At 71.0% G+C, this 15,213-nt stretch carries 9 protein-coding genes; 5 read left to right on the top strand and 4 right to left on the bottom strand.

The features are described 5' to 3' along the window. Both ACWDN5_RS09655 and ACWDN5_RS09650 read right to left on the bottom strand, forming a co-directional pair. On the bottom strand, positions 1-2,088 hold the full coding sequence (locus tag ACWDN5_RS09655) for a M4 family metallopeptidase (RefSeq protein WP_449675809.1): 2,088 nt from the start codon (positions 2,086-2,088) through the stop codon (positions 1-3). Positions 2,089-2,214: 126 nt separating this feature from the next. Then, positions 2,215-3,375, bottom strand: coding sequence for a saccharopine dehydrogenase family protein (locus ACWDN5_RS09650; RefSeq protein WP_310971278.1), 1,161 nt, complete (start codon positions 3,373-3,375; stop codon positions 2,215-2,217). Between the two features lie 111 nt (positions 3,376-3,486). Between ACWDN5_RS09650 and ACWDN5_RS09645 the strand changes: the two genes are divergently transcribed. The 4 genes from ACWDN5_RS09645 to ACWDN5_RS09630 all read left to right on the top strand — a co-directional run bounded on the left by ACWDN5_RS09645 (position 3,487) and on the right by ACWDN5_RS09630 (position 11,061). Then, positions 3,487-4,650 (top strand): lactate 2-monooxygenase, encoded by a 1,164-nt coding sequence (locus tag ACWDN5_RS09645; RefSeq protein ID WP_310971279.1) that lies wholly within the window; start codon positions 3,487-3,489, stop codon positions 4,648-4,650. A 118-nt stretch (positions 4,651-4,768) separates the two neighbouring features. Beyond that, positions 4,769-5,014 (top strand): hypothetical protein, encoded by a 246-nt coding sequence (locus ACWDN5_RS09640; protein ID WP_310971280.1) that lies wholly within the window; start codon positions 4,769-4,771, stop codon positions 5,012-5,014. Positions 5,015-5,182: 168 nt separating this feature from the next. Beyond that, on the top strand, positions 5,183-9,016 hold the full coding sequence (gene hrpA, locus ACWDN5_RS09635; RefSeq protein ID WP_449675840.1) for an ATP-dependent RNA helicase HrpA: 3,834 nt from the start codon (positions 5,183-5,185) through the stop codon (positions 9,014-9,016). Between the two features lie 335 nt (positions 9,017-9,351). Beyond that, positions 9,352-11,061, top strand: a complete 1,710-nt coding sequence (locus ACWDN5_RS09630; RefSeq protein WP_449675808.1) for a sialidase family protein — start codon at positions 9,352-9,354, stop codon at positions 11,059-11,061. Between the two features lie 52 nt (positions 11,062-11,113). Here the strand turns inward: ACWDN5_RS09630 and ACWDN5_RS09625 are convergent, their stop codons facing one another. Both ACWDN5_RS09625 and ACWDN5_RS09620 read right to left on the bottom strand, forming a co-directional pair. Further along, positions 11,114-11,512, bottom strand: a complete 399-nt coding sequence (locus ACWDN5_RS09625) for a hypothetical protein (RefSeq protein ID WP_449675807.1) — start codon at positions 11,510-11,512, stop codon at positions 11,114-11,116. A 161-nt stretch (positions 11,513-11,673) separates the two neighbouring features. Then, positions 11,674-13,362 carry a bifunctional 3'-5' exonuclease/DNA polymerase gene (locus ACWDN5_RS09620; RefSeq protein WP_449675806.1) on the bottom strand — a complete coding sequence of 563 codons (1,689 nt, stop codon included), beginning with the start codon at positions 13,360-13,362 and terminating at the stop codon, positions 11,674-11,676. Positions 13,363-13,567: 205 nt separating this feature from the next. Here ACWDN5_RS09620 and ACWDN5_RS09615 point away from each other — a divergent pair, with 205 nt between their 5' ends. Next, the gene (locus ACWDN5_RS09615; protein WP_449675805.1) at positions 13,568-15,202 is read left to right on the top strand and encodes an acyl-CoA synthetase; all 1,635 of its coding nucleotides are present in this window, start codon (positions 13,568-13,570) and stop codon (positions 15,200-15,202) included. Positions 15,203-15,213: the final 11 nt, after the last annotated feature.

The following is a 15,213-nucleotide window of genomic DNA, read 5'->3' as shown; positions in this document are numbered from 1 at the left end:
TCAGCTCAGGGTGACCCCGGTGTCGTCCACGGCGAACGACGTCTGCAGCGACTGGTCTTCCGTCCCGGCGAACTTCAGTGTCACCGTCTGGCCGGCGTACGAAGACAGGTCGAGCGTCTTCTGGACGTACGCCGAGTTGCGGTCGAGGTTCGAGTACGTCGCCAGCGTCGCCGAGCCCGCGGACACGACGAGCTTGTCGTAGACGACGTTCTCGGTCTCCGCCGTCCACACGCGCAGCCAGAACGTCAGGCTCGCCTTGCAGCCGGCCGGGATGGTGACGGCCTGCGTGAGCGTGTCCGTGTGCGCCGAGCCCCGGCCACCGAGCCAGGAGTCGTAGCTGCCCGAGCGCGCCGGCGCCTGGCTGCCCCACTGGCCGATGGTCGTGTCCGGGTCCGTCCAGGACGCCTTGCCGGACTCGAAGCCCGGGTTCTGCACCAGCTGCCCGCTGCACCCGCCCGGAGGAGTGGTGGTGGTCGGCGGCGTGGTCGGGGTCGTCGACGTGGTCGGCGGGGTGCCGGTGCACGTCGGGTCGCCGGACTGCGCCGGGACGCTCACCGCGTTCCAGGCCGCCTTGACCGCGTCGAACTCGGCGCAGCTGTTCGGGTACAGGTTCTTCGCGGCCTGCAGCGTCCACGTCCGGTAGCGCAGGTACGAACTGCCGGACGTCTTCAGCTGCACCGCGCCGTGCATGATGTTGATCGCCTTGCGGATGCCGATGCCCGCCACCGTGCTGTTGTTGCATGTGGAGCTCGTCGGCTGCCCGTTCGTCGGGTTGCTGCCCTCGGCGAGCAGGTAGAACCAGTGGTCGCCGGGGCCTGCCGCCTTGTGCACCTCCGCGTTCGGCGTCGAGCTGGAGTAGCAGTTCGGGTCGCCGACCTTCGACGGGTCGTACATGTACCGGATCGCGCCGGTGCCGACCAGGTTGACCTCCTCACCGATCGCGTAGTCCGGCGGGTCGTACTGGGACGGCTCGTTCGCGTAGAACTCCGTCGCGGTGCCGAAGGTGTCGGCGATGAACTCCTGGGTGCCGCCGCCGGAGAAGCCGCCGGACCCGGAGTAGTCGTCGATGCCGTGGCCCATCTCGTGGCCGAGGATGTCCAGCGAGCCGACCCACTCACCGCTCGGGTTGTGGCCGAGGTTCACGTACGCCGGCCGGGAGTTGTAGTAGTACGCGTTCTCGTCGTCGAGGCCGACGCGGATCTTCCAGGCGCCGCCGTTGCCGGTGAAGCCGTTGCGGCCCACCCACTCCGAAAGCATCTTCTTCTCGGTCTGCGCGACGAACAACGCGTCCGCGCAGCCGGTTTCGATGTTCGTGCCGCTGCCGTTGCCCCAGCTGTCGTCCGGTCCGGTGAGGACCGAGTCGCTGCTGTAGTTGCGGCAATCCAGGTTCGGCGTGTTCGGGTCGGCCATCGAATACGTGCTGCCGGACTTCGTCGTGTTCAACGGCAGCGACGGGCCGTTCCACTTGCCGGTACCGGTGCCCGCGGCCAGGTGCTGGACCGTCCGCAGGACGCGCCCGTCCACGGCGTCGACGTAGACGCTCAGGCTGCTCGGCTCGCCGTGCTCGTCGGTGCCTTCGACGTTGCTTTCGTAGGCGAGCCGTCCGGTGCCCTCGGCGACCACGACGAGCTTCCCGCCCAGCAGGCTCTTGGGCCCCCGGACCTGCCGGCGCGCCACGGCTTCGGCCTGCGCGGCGGTCAGTTTCGCGCCGTGGACGTCGAGGTCGCCGAGAGCCTGCTGCTGCGCGACGGAGGTGGTCTTCACCGTGCCGGCGGCGTCGGTGGCGATGACCAGGTCGCCGCCGATCACGGGCAGGCCGTCGTAGGTGCGGTCGTAGACGACGTACGACAGCCCGGCCGCCGACCGGACGTCCCGCTGGACGAACCGGTCGTGCTTCCCGGCGTGCAGTGCGGCGGGGCGGGCGGCGACCAGGCCGGCGGCGGCGCCGGTCGCGTTGGCCTGGGCCTGCGCGGCGGACGGCGGAGGAACGGGGGCGGGCTGCGCGGGCGCGGCGACGGCGATGCCGACCACCACCATGCCCGCCGCCGTCGCGCCGCCGAGCGCGGCGAACCGTTGGGGCAATCTCATGACGCTCCTTGGAAACGCGAAGGGGAAAGGGGAGAACCCGATCGACGCTAACCGCGGAACAGGACCGTCAGAAGATTCATCACAGCGCCGGAATTTCACGCTGCCGCACTGTGAAAAGCGTGAAAGTCAGAGAACCGTGAAGCCGATGCCCGCCTTGGTGAGCCGGTCCACCAGCGCGCCGCCCATCGCGGTCGCCGTGGTCACCTGGCCCGCGGTCTCCGGGAGGTCGTCGGTCGCCAGGCAGAGGGCCGACTCCGCCAGCATCTTCGCCGTCTCGTCGTAGCCCGGGTCGCCGCCCGACACCTCCGTCACCACCCGCGAACCGCCGCCCTCGCCGAAGAACCGCACCGAGAACCACGACCGCGCGCGCCGCTCGGGGCTCGGGCCGTGGCCCGGGGCCAGCAGCCGGGACAGCGCCCGGCGGGCCGGCGGGAGCTGCGCCGCGGCGAGCAGGGCGCCGGCCCCGGCCACGCCGCCCGCCAGGACCGGCAGGTGCTTCACCGCGGCGAAGTGCCGGTACGTGAAGTCCGGGCCGTAGCGCTCGGACGCGGCCGCGGAGCGCCGGACGACTTCGGCGTCGATCGTCGGCAGCGGGACCGCCCACCAGCCCGGGTCGGGGACCCGGTGCGGGCGGCCGAGCGGGGCGCGGGCGAACCGGCCGGCCGGCCGCGGTTCGGCCGCCGCCCGCTCGCGGGCCACCCGGGCGCCGGCCGGCAGGCGGGACATGATGGTCAGCGCGCTCAGGAACGTGCCGCCCGAGGGCATCCCGCCCGCCCGGACGTAACCGGCGAGCTGCAGCGGCACGCTTTCGGGAAGCTGCTGCACGGTGAACCACGCGCCGAGGTCGTGCGGGATCGAGTCGAACCCGCACGCGTGCACCAGCCGTGCCCCGGTCTCACGGGCGCGCCGGTCGTGCGCCAGGTACATCCGGTCGACGAACTCGGGCTCGCCGGTCAGGTCGACGTAGTCGGTGCCCGCCTCGGCGCACGCCGCCACCAGCGGCTCGCCGTGCGTCAGGTACGGGCCGACGGTCGTGATCACCACCTTCGCCGAGGAGGCGACCTCCGTCAGCGACGCCCGGTCGCCGGAGTCGGCGACGAGCAGGTCGAGGGCGGCGAACCGGTCGTCGATCTCGCTGAGCAGCGCCCGGACGGCTTCGAGCTTGCCGCGGTTGCGCCCGGCCAGGGCCCAGCGCAGGTCCGCGGGCGCGTGCCGGGCCAGGTACTCGGCGGTCAGCCCGCCGGTGAACCCGGTGGCGCCGAACAGGACCACGTCGTACGCGCGCATGTCTGCTCCTTCGCTGGGACGTCGGCGCGCTCAGGTTACCCACCGGTCACATCCCGGCGCCGGGTGAACTACCGGCGGGTACAGTGCCCCCTCGAACGCGAGGAGGCAACCGTGACCGAACGCTTCGGCAGCTATCAGAACGAGATCTACCTGCAGGGACTCGGTGGTCAGCTGCCGCCGTGCTCGACCGACGCGACGAAGCTCGAAGCGTCGGCGCGCGAGCTCATGGCGCCCGGGCCGTTCTCCTACGTCGCGGGCGCGGCCGGCTCCGGCGCCACCGCCCGCGCCAACCGCGAGGCCTTCGACCGCTGGCGCGTCGTGCCCCGGATGCTGACCGGCGCCACCGACCGCGACCTGGCCACGACCGTGCTCGGCACCCGGCTGCCCGCCCCGGTGGCCGTCGCGCCGGTCGGCGTCCAGTCGATCGTCCACCCGGACGCCGAGCGCGCGACCGCGCGCGCCGCCGCGTCGGTCGGGCTGCCGTTCACCCTCTCGACGGCCTCGTCGACCGGCATCGAGGACGTCGCCGCGGCCAACGGTGACGGCCCGCGCTGGTTCCAGCTGTACTGGCCCGGCGACAACGACGTCTGCGCGAGCCTGCTGACCCGGGCGAAGAACGCCGGCTACACGGCGCTGGTCGTCACCCTCGACACGTGGACGCTGGCCTGGCGACCGTCCGATCTGGACCAGGCGTACCTGCCGTTCCTCAAGGGGGAGGGCTGCGCCGTCCCGTTCACCGACCCGGTGTTCCGCGGCCTGCTGGAGAAGACGCCGGAAGAGGACCTGAACATGGCGATTCTGCGCTGGATCGGCATGCTCACCGGCACCGACCGGACGTGGGACCAGCTGCCGTTCCTGCGCGAGCACTGGGACGGCCCGATCGTCCTCAAGGGCATCCAGCACGTCGCCGACGCCCGCCGCGCGGCCGAAGCGGGCATGGACGGCATCGTGGTCTCGAACCACGGCGGCCGCCAGGTCGACGGCGCGATCGGCGCGCTGGAGGCGCTCCCGGGCATCGTCGCGGCGGTCGGCGACCGGCTGGAGGTGCTGTTCGACTCGGGCGTCCGCACCGGCGCCGACGTCCTCAAGGCGATCGCCCTGGGCGCCCGGGCGGTCCTGGTCGGCCGCCCGTGGGTGTACGGGCTGGCCCACGCGGGTGAGGACGGGGTCCGGCACGTCCTGCGCAGCCTCCTGGCGGACTTCGACCTGACCATGGGGCTGTCCGGCCACCGCACCCTCGCCGACCTGGGCCCGGACTCGCTGCAGCGGACATGAGGTAACGAATCGGGAATTCCGGAGACAGCCGGGACCGGGGCCGCTACATTTCTGCCTCACCACGGCCGCTCGGGGACGGACCGGTGGTTCCATCAGTCCTTTCACGAGGGGGTTTCCCATGTCTTCGATCATGATGCGGATCGGCGTGCTGTGCGCGGTGCTCGGGTTCGGCACCATCGTCCTCGAGCAGTTCGACTACGAGTTCCGGATCCTGTCCTGGGCCAGCGACATGCAGCCGTTCTTCGGCATCATCCTCGGCCTGGTCGGTCTCGCGCTGATCGGCGGCTCGGTGGCGCTGAGCCGGGCCAAGGCCGCGCCGCAGGCGCCGGTCCAGCCGCCGCAGCAGCCCGGCCAGCCCGGCTGACGCATCGCCCGTGAGGCCCCCTCGCCGCCGGTGAGGGGGCCTTTCGCGTGCGTCCCGTCACGCGGCGGGGATATTCGGGAGCCCGGTTCGTCACGCACGGCTATCCTTGGACCAAGAATGTCCGAGCCATCCCCCTTCGCCGCGCTGCGTGCGCGCCTGCCCGAGCTCATGCCGCGTGACGAGCAACGGCTGCGCCGCCGGCTCGAAGGCGCCCGCAAAGCCCGCAACCGCGACTCCGTCCTCGCCCAGATCGCCGCCGACGTCGAGAAGGCCGAGCTGCGCGTCCAGTCGCGGCGCGAGAGCGTGCCCAAGATCGAATATCCCGAAGAGCTGCCGGTCAGCAAGCTCAAGGACGAGATCGCCGCCGCCATCGACAAGCACCAGGTCGTGATCGTCGCGGGCGAGACCGGCTCGGGCAAGACCACCCAGCTGCCGAAGATCTGCCTGGAGCTCGGCAGGGGCATCCGCGGCCAGATCGGGCACACCCAGCCGCGGCGGCTGGCCGCGCGCACGGTCGCCGACCGGATCGCGAGCGAGCTCCATACCGAGCTCGGCGACGCCGTCGGCTACAAGGTCCGGTTCACCGACCAGTCCGGGCAGGACACGCTGGTCAAGCTGATGACCGACGGCATCCTGCTCGCCGAGATCCAGACCGACCGCTCGCTGCGCCAGTACGACACGCTGATCATCGACGAGGCCCACGAGCGCAGCCTCAACATCGACTTCATCCTCGGCTACCTCAAGCAGCTGCTGCCGCGCCGCCCGGACCTCAAGGTCATCATCACCTCGGCGACGATCGACCCGGAGCGCTTCTCGAAGCACTTCGACGACGCGCCGATCGTCGAGGTCTCCGGCCGGACGTACCCGGTCGAGGTGCGCTACCGGCCGCTCGTCGACCCGGACGACCCCGAGGGCGACGACGAGCGCGACCAGACGCAGGGCATCCTCGACGCCGTCGAGGAGCTGTGCGCCGAAGGCCCCGGCGACATCCTGGTGTTCCTCTCCGGCGAACGCGAGATCCGCGACACCGCGGACGTCCTCAACCGGGCGAACCTTCGCAACACCGAGGTCCTCCCGCTGTACGCGCGGCTGTCGTCGGCCGAGCAGCAGCGCATCTTCCAGTCCCACACCGGGCGCCGGGTGGTGCTCGCGACGAACGTCGCCGAGACGTCGCTGACCGTGCCGGGCATCAAGTACGTCGTCGACCCGGGCACCGCGCGGATCTCCCGCTACAGCCACCGCACCAAGGTGCAGCGGCTGCCGATCGAACCGGTGTCGCAGGCGTCGGCGAACCAGCGCAAGGGCCGCTGCGGCCGCACGTCGGACGGCATCTGCATCCGGCTCTACTCCGAAGAGGACTTCGAGAGCCGGCCCGAGTTCACCGATCCCGAGATCCTGCGGACCAACCTCGCGTCGGTCATCCTGCAGATGACGTCGCTGGGGCTCGGGGACATCGCCGCGTTCCCGTTCGTCGAACCGCCGGACCGCCGCCAGGTCAGCGACGGCATCGGCCTGCTGCAGGAGCTGGGCGCGTTTTCGAGCACCGGGTCCGACCGCAGCCTGACCGACATCGGCCGCAAGCTCGCGCAGCTGCCGGTCGACCCGCGGATGGGCCGGATGGTCCTGGAGGCGGCGAAGAACGGCTGCGTCCGCGAGGTGATGATCATCGCCGCCGCGCTGTCCATTCAGGACCCCCGCGAGCGGCCGGCCGAGAAGCAGCAGGCGGCCGACGCCCAGCACGCCCGGTTCGCCGACCCGACGTCGGACTTCCTGGCCTACCTGAACCTCTGGGAGTACGTCGCCGAGCAGCAGAAGGCGTTGTCCGGCAACCAGTTCCGCCGGATGTGCCGCACCGAGTACCTGAACTACCTGCGGCTGCGCGAGTGGCAGGACATCTTCAGCCAGCTGCGCCAGCTGGCCAAGCCGCTCGGGATCTCGCTGAACACGAACACGACACCGGCCGACCCGCAGCGCGTGCACACGTCGCTGATCGCCGGGCTGCTGTCGCACATCGGGCTCAAGGACCCGGCCAAGGGTGACTACCTGGGCGCGCGCGGCGCCCGCTTCGGCATCTTCCCGGGCTCGGCGCTGTTCAAGAAGCAGCCGCGCTGGGTGATGTCGGCGGAGCTGGTCGAGACGTCCCGGTTGTGGGCGCGGGTCAACGCGCGCATCGAACCCGAGTGGGTCGAGCCGCTGGCGCAGCACGTCGTGAAGCGGTCCTATTCCGAGCCGCACTGGGAACGCAAGCAGGGCGCGGTGATCGCGACGGAGAAGGTGACGCTGTACGGCGTCCCGCTGATCGCCGACCGCCGCGTCAACTACGGCCGGATCGACCCCGAGATGTCACGGGCGCTGTTCATCCGGCACGCGCTGGTGGAGGGGGACTGGCAGACGCGCCACCACTTCTTCGCCGAGAACCGCGCGCTGCTGGAAGAGGTCGAGGACCTCGAAAACCGGGCGCGGCGGCGGGACATCCTGGTCGACGACCAGACGCTCTACGAGTTCTACGACGCCCGCGTCCCGGCGGACGTCGTCTCGGTGCGCCACTTCGACAGCTGGTGGAAGAAGGCGCGCCACGAGCAGCCGGACCTGCTTTCGTTCGAGAAGTCCATGCTCATCAACGAGACGGCGGGCGGCGTCCGCGAGGGCGACTACCCGGACTCGTGGACGCAGGGCACGCAGGTCTTCAAGCTGACCTACCAGTTCGAGCCGGGCGCGGACGCCGACGGCGTCACCGTGCACGTCCCGCTGCCGGTGCTCAACCAGGTGACGCCGGACGGGTTCGACTGGCAGGTGCCGGGCCTGCGGGCGGAACTGGTCACGCAGTTGATCAAGTCGATGCCGAAGGCGTTGCGCCGCAACTTCGTCCCGGCGCCGGACACCGCTCGGGACGTCCTTTCGCGAGTGTCCCCTTCGGACGGTCCGCTGCTGGAGGTGCTCGGCCGCGAACTGCGTTCTCTGCGGGGCATCACGGTGCCGTATGCGGACTGGGACCTGGCTTCGGTGCCGGAGCACCTGAAGATGACGTTCCGGGTGGTGGACGAGCGGGGCAAGCGCGTCGCCGAGGGCAAGGACGTCGCGGAACTGCAGCGGCGGCTGGCGCCGAAGGTGCGTGAGACGATCTCCAAGGCGGCCAACACGCTGGAGAAGGCCGGGCTGACGAAGCCGTCGTTCGGGGCGCTGCCGCACGTGTTCGAGTCGAAGCAGCGCGGCCACGACGTCAAGGCGTACCCGGCGCTGGTGGACGAGGGTGCTTCGGTGGCCGTGCGGCTGCTGGACACCCCGGCCGAGCAGGAACACGCGATGTGGGCGGGTACCCGGCGGATGCTGCGGCTGAACCTGAGCTCGCCGATGAAGTTCATCACGCGGTCGCTGTCCAATTCGTCGAAGCTGGTGCTGAACCGGAACCCGCACGGCAGTGTCGCGGCGTTGCTCGAGGACTGCGTCGACTGCGCGGTGGACGCCCTGATGGCCGCGGGCGGCGGCCCGGTGTTCGACGAGACCGGCTTCAAGGTCCTGCTGGAGAAGGTCCGCGCGGGCCTGCACCCGCAGGTGCTCGACGTGCTGACGGACGTGGAGAAGATCCTCCGCGCGGCAAACGACGTCGAGGTGGCCCTGCCGTCGGCGCGGGGTCCCGCCGAGTCGCTGGCCGACATCCGCGCCCAGCTGGCCGGCCTGGTGTACCCGGGGTTCGTGACGGCGACCGGCGCGGGGCGGCTCCGGCACGTCGTCCGGTACCTGCAGGGGATTTCGCGACGGCTGGAGAAACTCCCGACCGAGCCGACGCGCGACCTGCAGCGGACCGCGGACATCGCCTGGATCCAGGGTGAATACGCCGACGCGGTGGCATCGCTGCCGCCGGGGACGTCGTCACCGGCGCTGAACGAGGTGCGGTGGATGATCGAAGAGCTGCGGGTGTCGTTCTTCGCCCAGACGTTGGGCACGGCGCACCCGGTGTCGCTCAAGCGGATCACGAAGGCGATCGACGACGCTCTGGCCTAGAGGAGTCCAGGCTTCTCCGCCGGGGCCGGTCAGGTCGACCCGGAACGGCCCGGCGGGAATCGGCAGCTGGGCCGCGGAGAACGACAGCGTCCGCCCAGCGACGCCGAGCGCGGCCACGTGCCGGAGCCGGCCGGCACCATCAGCGTCGGCGTCACCGCCGACCCGAACCACGGGAACGGCCGGTCCGGCGGGAGGTCGCGCGGGGCCGTAATCGATCATTGTTCCACATTACCGAAAAACCGGAATGTCCGGCTTCGAACTTCCGTCGGTTGACCGCGGTGCACCGCGGGACAAGCCTGGGTCGGCCGGAGACCTTCCTGGGAAAGGACTGTCCGATGTCCTTGGGTGTTTCGTCCGCCAGAAGAAGAATCGTCATCGCCTGCCTCGCACTCCTTGCGCCGGTCGTCTTCGCGCCGGCCGCGCACGCTGCCGCCGAGCCACCGCACAACGTCCCGAATCCGCTGCTCAAGGAGCAGTTCGCCGAAGGGGAAGAGGACGAGGGCGGCGACGATCCCGCGCTGTCCGCCCTCTGCCAGACCTACCTCGGCAAGCCGAACCCCTACCGGCCGCTCGCGCCGAACACCGACGTCATCGACGGGGACAAGATCGTGCCGACCGGCAGCCAGACCGGCTGCAGCACGGCGCAGAACGAGACCACCGTCGCCGTCAACCCGGAGAACCCGCGCAACATCGTCGCCGGGTCGAACGACTACCGGCTGTACAACACCCGCGAGGCCCGCAACGACTCGGGCGGCTTCGCCTACACGTCGTTCGACGGCGGCCGGACCTGGGCGAACGTCCAGCTGCCGCACCTGGACTACCCGACCGGGGCGCCCGCCCCACTGTCCTACATGGACGCCGCCGGTGACCCGGCCATCGCGTTCGGGCCGCACAACACGGTGTACTACGCGACGCTGGTGTTCAGCCGGGCCGAGGTGCCGGACGACCAGCAGCTCGCCAGCGGCATCGCGGTGTCGGTGTCCCACGACGGCGGGCGCAGCTTCGGCGACCCGGCGATCCTGCACCTCGACGGCGTCACCCCGGCGGGCACGCCGACGCCGGCGCGGATCTTCAACGACAAGGAGTGGATCGCCGCGGACCCGGTGTCCGGCGACGTCTACGTGACGTGGACGCAGTTCACCTACGACGCGTCCGGCGCGTTCGTCGAATCGCCGATCGTGCTGTCGAAGTCCCGCGACTTCGGCCGGACCTGGTCGCCGCTCCGCCGGATTTCGCCGTCGCTGACCGGGTTCCACGGCGGGATCACGCCGTTCGGCAGCGGCTCGAACCCGGTGGTGACCCGCGACGGGACGCTCCAGGTGGCGTACGAGACGTCGGTCTGCGCGACGGCGGCGTGCGACCAGCCGGCCGACCACGACGCGGTGGTGGTGGCGACCTCCCGTGACGGCGGCCGGACGTTCCGGCACACCGAAGTGGGGCTCGACTTCGACTTCCCGGTGGACGAAGACGTCGCCAACAACGCGCTGACCGGCGAGAACTTCCGCGTCAACAGCTTCCCGCAGCTGACGTACGACCGCGTGACGGACCACCTGTGGGTGACGTGGGCCGACGACCGCAACGGAACGTACCGAGACGGCGAGTCGGTGAAGACGAACGGAGACGCGTTCCTGAGCGGGTCCGACGGCCGGCACGGCTGGTCGAAGCCGGTGAAGATCGGCTCGGCAGCCGACGAGGTGTTCCCGGCGGTGGCGGCGTTCGGCGGGCGCGTCGCGGTGACGACGTACACGCGCGCGTACGACCCGAACGGCATCGGCCTGGACCACGCGTACGCGACCGGCTGGGGCGACGGCTTGTCCCCGCTGCGCAGGATCACGACGCAGACGGCGAACCCGCAGGTCCAGTTCGTGTCGACGGGAGCGGAGACGGGCAAGGAGCTGCAGGGCGTGTTCATCGGCGACTACACGGCGGTGGCGGTTGGCGCGGACTTCCGGCTGCACCCGGTGTGGACCGACTTCCGCGGCAACCCGGGCCGGACACTGCCGAACCAGGACGTCATGACGCAAACGCTACCGATGTTCCCGTAATGGCCGGGCCGGCCGCTCCCAAGCGGGGAGCGGCCGGCCCGGGCATCACTGCTCATTTGGCAATCAGGGTCACGGTTGCCGCGCACGCGGAAACCATCCCGGCGAAGGCGGAAAAGGTCGCGGCCTGACCGCCGACACTGCTGAATACCCGGCGCCCCAGTTTTCCCCAGTACTGCTGGCGGATGGCCATCTTGACCTTCTGCCACTTGTGCTGCCGCAAATGGCAGCCGAGCAGGATTCCGTACGCGTTGTTGCGGCACAGTTCACGGCTGCGGGTTTCAGCACAGCACCACATCGGCGCCTGGAACAAGGTGTAGATCACCACCAGCCCCGAGAGGATGGCGATCGCGCCGGGACCGACCGAGGGGAGGAACCACATCCAGAGCACCGCGGCCAGGAGGAGATAGCCCCACAAACTTCCCAGCAGCTTCCTGGTCGATTTCTTGGCCATGTGAGCTGAACGTAGTCAGCGCCCTTCGGCGCGCGAAAGCGCTGGTCGGATGATTCGCCTTCACTCGACCGGCGAATCGGCTCACCGGCAGCGATTCCGATTGCGCCGAAGGAGTGTTCCGGTGATCGTCCATGTGGTCACTGATCAGAGCTGTGGCGAAATCACTTTGCGTCGGCGTAGGTGTCTACCGCGGCCGTCTGCATGGGGAAGCGGACCGGGCAAGCCGGGCCGAACAGCATTGTCGCCGCCTCCGTCACCGAATCCTCGATGGACCGGGCGACGGAGGCGGCCAGCTCGGCCGGGGTGTGGACGATCACCTCGTCGTGCTGGAAGAAGACCAGGTGGGCGGGCTCCGGGAGGCGGGTGCGGAGGGTCGCCAGCATCACCGCCGTCATGTCCGCCGCGCTCGCCTGCACCACGAAGTTGCGCGTGAACCGGCCCCAGCCCCTTGAAGCCCGCCGGGCCTTCAGCTCCCCGGCTTCGTCCGAAGCCAGGCCGCCCGTCAACGCGCGCCACGCCGCCGAGGGGGCCGGCGAAGTGCGCCCCAGCCGGGACCGGACCCGCTCGCCGCGCTCGCCCGCCTGCGCCGCACGCTCCACATAGGACACCGCGTCCGGGAACCGCTGCCGCAGCAAACCCAGCAAGGGGCCCGCCTCGCCGGACGTGCCGCCGTACATCGCCGACAGCATCGCGATCTTCGCCCGGGCCCGGTCGTCGCGGTCGTCGTTCGCGGCCGGGACCCAGCGCGCGCCCGAGAACAGCGCCTCGCCCAAGCGCGCATACAGGTCCGTCGCCGCCGCGACGTCGGCCAGCCGGCGGTCGCCCGACAGCGCCGTGAGGACCCGGGGCTCCAGCTGGGCCGCGTCCGCCACCACCAGCTTCCAGCCCGGGTCCGCGCGCACGCACGTCCGCAGCACCTTCGGGATCTGCAGCGCCCCGCCGCCGCGGCTGGCCCAGCGCCCGGACACCACGCCGCCGACGACGTAGTGCGGCCGGAACCGGCCATCCGTGACCCACTCTTCGAGCCACGCCCACCCGTTCGCCGCGAACAGCCGCGACAGCTCCTTGTACTCCAGCAACGGCCCGACCGCGGGGTGGTCGATCCCCTTCAGCAGGTACTTCCGCGCCGCCGGCACCTCGATGCCTTCGCGGGCCAGCGCGCGGACCACGCTCGGCGGCGAATCCGGGTTCACCGGCCGCCCGCCGAACGCCTCGCTGATCTTCGCCGCCAGCTCGACCAGCGCCTTCGGCCGCTGCCCGGCGGGCACCCGCGGCCCCAGCCGCGCCGCCAGCAGCTCCTCGTGCACGTCGGCGCGCCACGGCAGGCCGTCGGCCGACATCTCCGCCGCGGCCAGCGCGCTCGCCGACTCCGCGGCCAGCAGCAGCCGCATCCGGTCCGGGTGCTCGACCGCCGCCACCCGCCGCTCCTGCTCGGCGAGCACGCGCCGGACCGCCGTGACGACCGTCACGCCCTCCGGCAACGTCGGCACGCGCGTCTCGAACAGCGTCGGCTGCGCCAACTCGACGGCGGACTGCTCGGACGGCGGCTCCTCACCGTTCGCCCTGGCCCAGGCCGCGCGCAGGCTGCGCGACTGCGTCTCCGCGCCCTCGTACGCCAGCAGCAGCCCCTCGGCCAGCTCGAGGTCGTAGCAGCGGCGCACCCGCAGGCCGGCCGCCATCAGCACCGGGTACGTCCCCTCAACCGAGGGGAACACCCACCGCGGCGCCAGGGACGCCTCCAGCTCCCGCGCCAGCGCCACGAAACCGGCCTGGTCCAGGCCATCCTTCGTCGACGACGGCGTGTGCACGCTGAAGCTCCCGTCCTCCTCTCGTCCCGCAATGACCTGCACCCGGACATCATGCCGACCACCACCGACATTTTTCGGGGGTGCGGGTGGCGGAGCCCCCGCCTCGGGGCGAAGCCCCGGATGCCATTGACAGTTTCCGCTCGCTCGCGGGCTGGTGCGTTCGGCCTACCCTTGGTTTACTCTCCGGTAGCTCCCATACCGCCGGTACGGCGCTAGCTCTCTTCCCCGCAGCAACGGAGGTGCCTGGATGAGCCTGGTCGCGCTCGCCACCACGGTGGCGGACAAGGTGACCGAGACGGTGCGCAGCGTCGACGTGATGCGGCGGGCGGGCCTGGTCCCCTTCCCCAGGGTCGACGAAGGCGTCCGTTCGCTGGTCGCGTTGCGGAAGTTCGGCCCGTTCGCCGGCGCCAACCACATCTCCGCCCGCCGCGACCCGGCCGCCGTCGGCATCGTCGACGAACTCGGCCCGCTCACCTACAAGCAGCTCGACGACCAGTCGAACGCCCTGGCCAGGGCCTGGTCCGAGCGCGGCATCCGGCCCGGCCAGGTCGTCGCCGCCCTCTGCCGGGACCACCGCGGCCTGGTCATCACGATGGCCGCGTCGGGCAAGCTCGGCGTCCGCCTGCTGCTGATGAACACCGGATTCGCGAAGCCGCAGCTGGCCGACGTCGCCCAGCGCGAGGGCGTCACCGCGCTCGTCTACGACCAGGAGTTCACCGGCCTGCTCGACGCGATCCCAGACGGGGTCGACCGCTACCTCGCCTGGGTCGACCCGGGCTCGGACCTGACCGACCGGACCGTCCCGGTGCTCGACGAGATCATCGCCAGCACCGACGACCGGCCGTGGCCCGCGCCGGCCAAGCCGGGCGGGTTCGTGCTGCTGACCAGCGGCACCACCGGCACGCCGAAGGGCGCGCCGCGGCCGCACACCTCCGCGCTGGCCTCGGCGCAGTTCCTCGACCGGATCCCGCTGCGGTCCAACGAGGCCACCTACATGGGCGCGCCGCTGTTCCACGGCACCGGCCTCTCGCAGTTCATCCTGTCCTTCGCGCTCGGCTCGAAGGTCGTCATGCGCCGCAAGTTCAACCCCGAAGAGGCGCTGCGCGGCGTCGCCGAGCACAAGTGCACCGCGCTCGTGCTGGTGCCGACCATGCTGCAGCGCATCGTCGACCTGCCGAAGGACGTCCGGCAGAAGTACGACACGTCCGCGCTGCGGATCATCTTCGTCGCCGGCTCGGCGCTCTCGCCGGACCTGGGCAACCGCGCGAACGAGGCGTTCGGCCCGGTCGTGCACAACCTCTACGGCTCGACCGAGGTCGCGGTGGCCACGGTCGCGACGCCGGAGGACTGGGCGAAGGCCCCGGGCACGGTCGGCCGCGCGCCGGTCGGCTGCAAGGTGGCGCTGTACGACGAAAAGGGCGTCCGGATCACCGAGCCGCACGTGACCGGCCGCGTGTTCGTCGGCAGCGGGCTCAGCTTCGGCGGCTACACCGACGGCCGCCACAAGGAGATCATCGACGGCCTGCTCTCCAGCGGCGACGTCGGCCACTTCGACGAGGACGGCCTGCTGTTCATCGACGGCCGCGACGACGAAATGATCGTCTCCGGCGGCGAGAACGTGTTCCCGATCGAGGTGGAGAACCTGCTGGTCGAGCGCGAGGACGTGATCGAGGCGGCGGTGATCGGCGTCGAGGACCCGGAGTTCGGGCAGCGGCTGAAGGCGTTCGTCGTGCGAGCCGAAGGCGCGTCGCTGGACGCCGACGAGATCCGCGACTACGTCAAGGCGAACCTGGCCCGCTACAAGGTGCCGCGGGACGTCGAGTTCCTGGACGAGCTGCCCCGCAACGCCACCGGAAAGGTGCTGCGCACCAAGCTGCAGTGACAACCGAGGCT

It is taken from the genome of Amycolatopsis sp. NPDC003731 (assembly GCF_053586895.1).
Note: the sequence above shows the minus strand (reverse complement) of the source record. Positions and strands in the feature narration are given on the sequence as shown.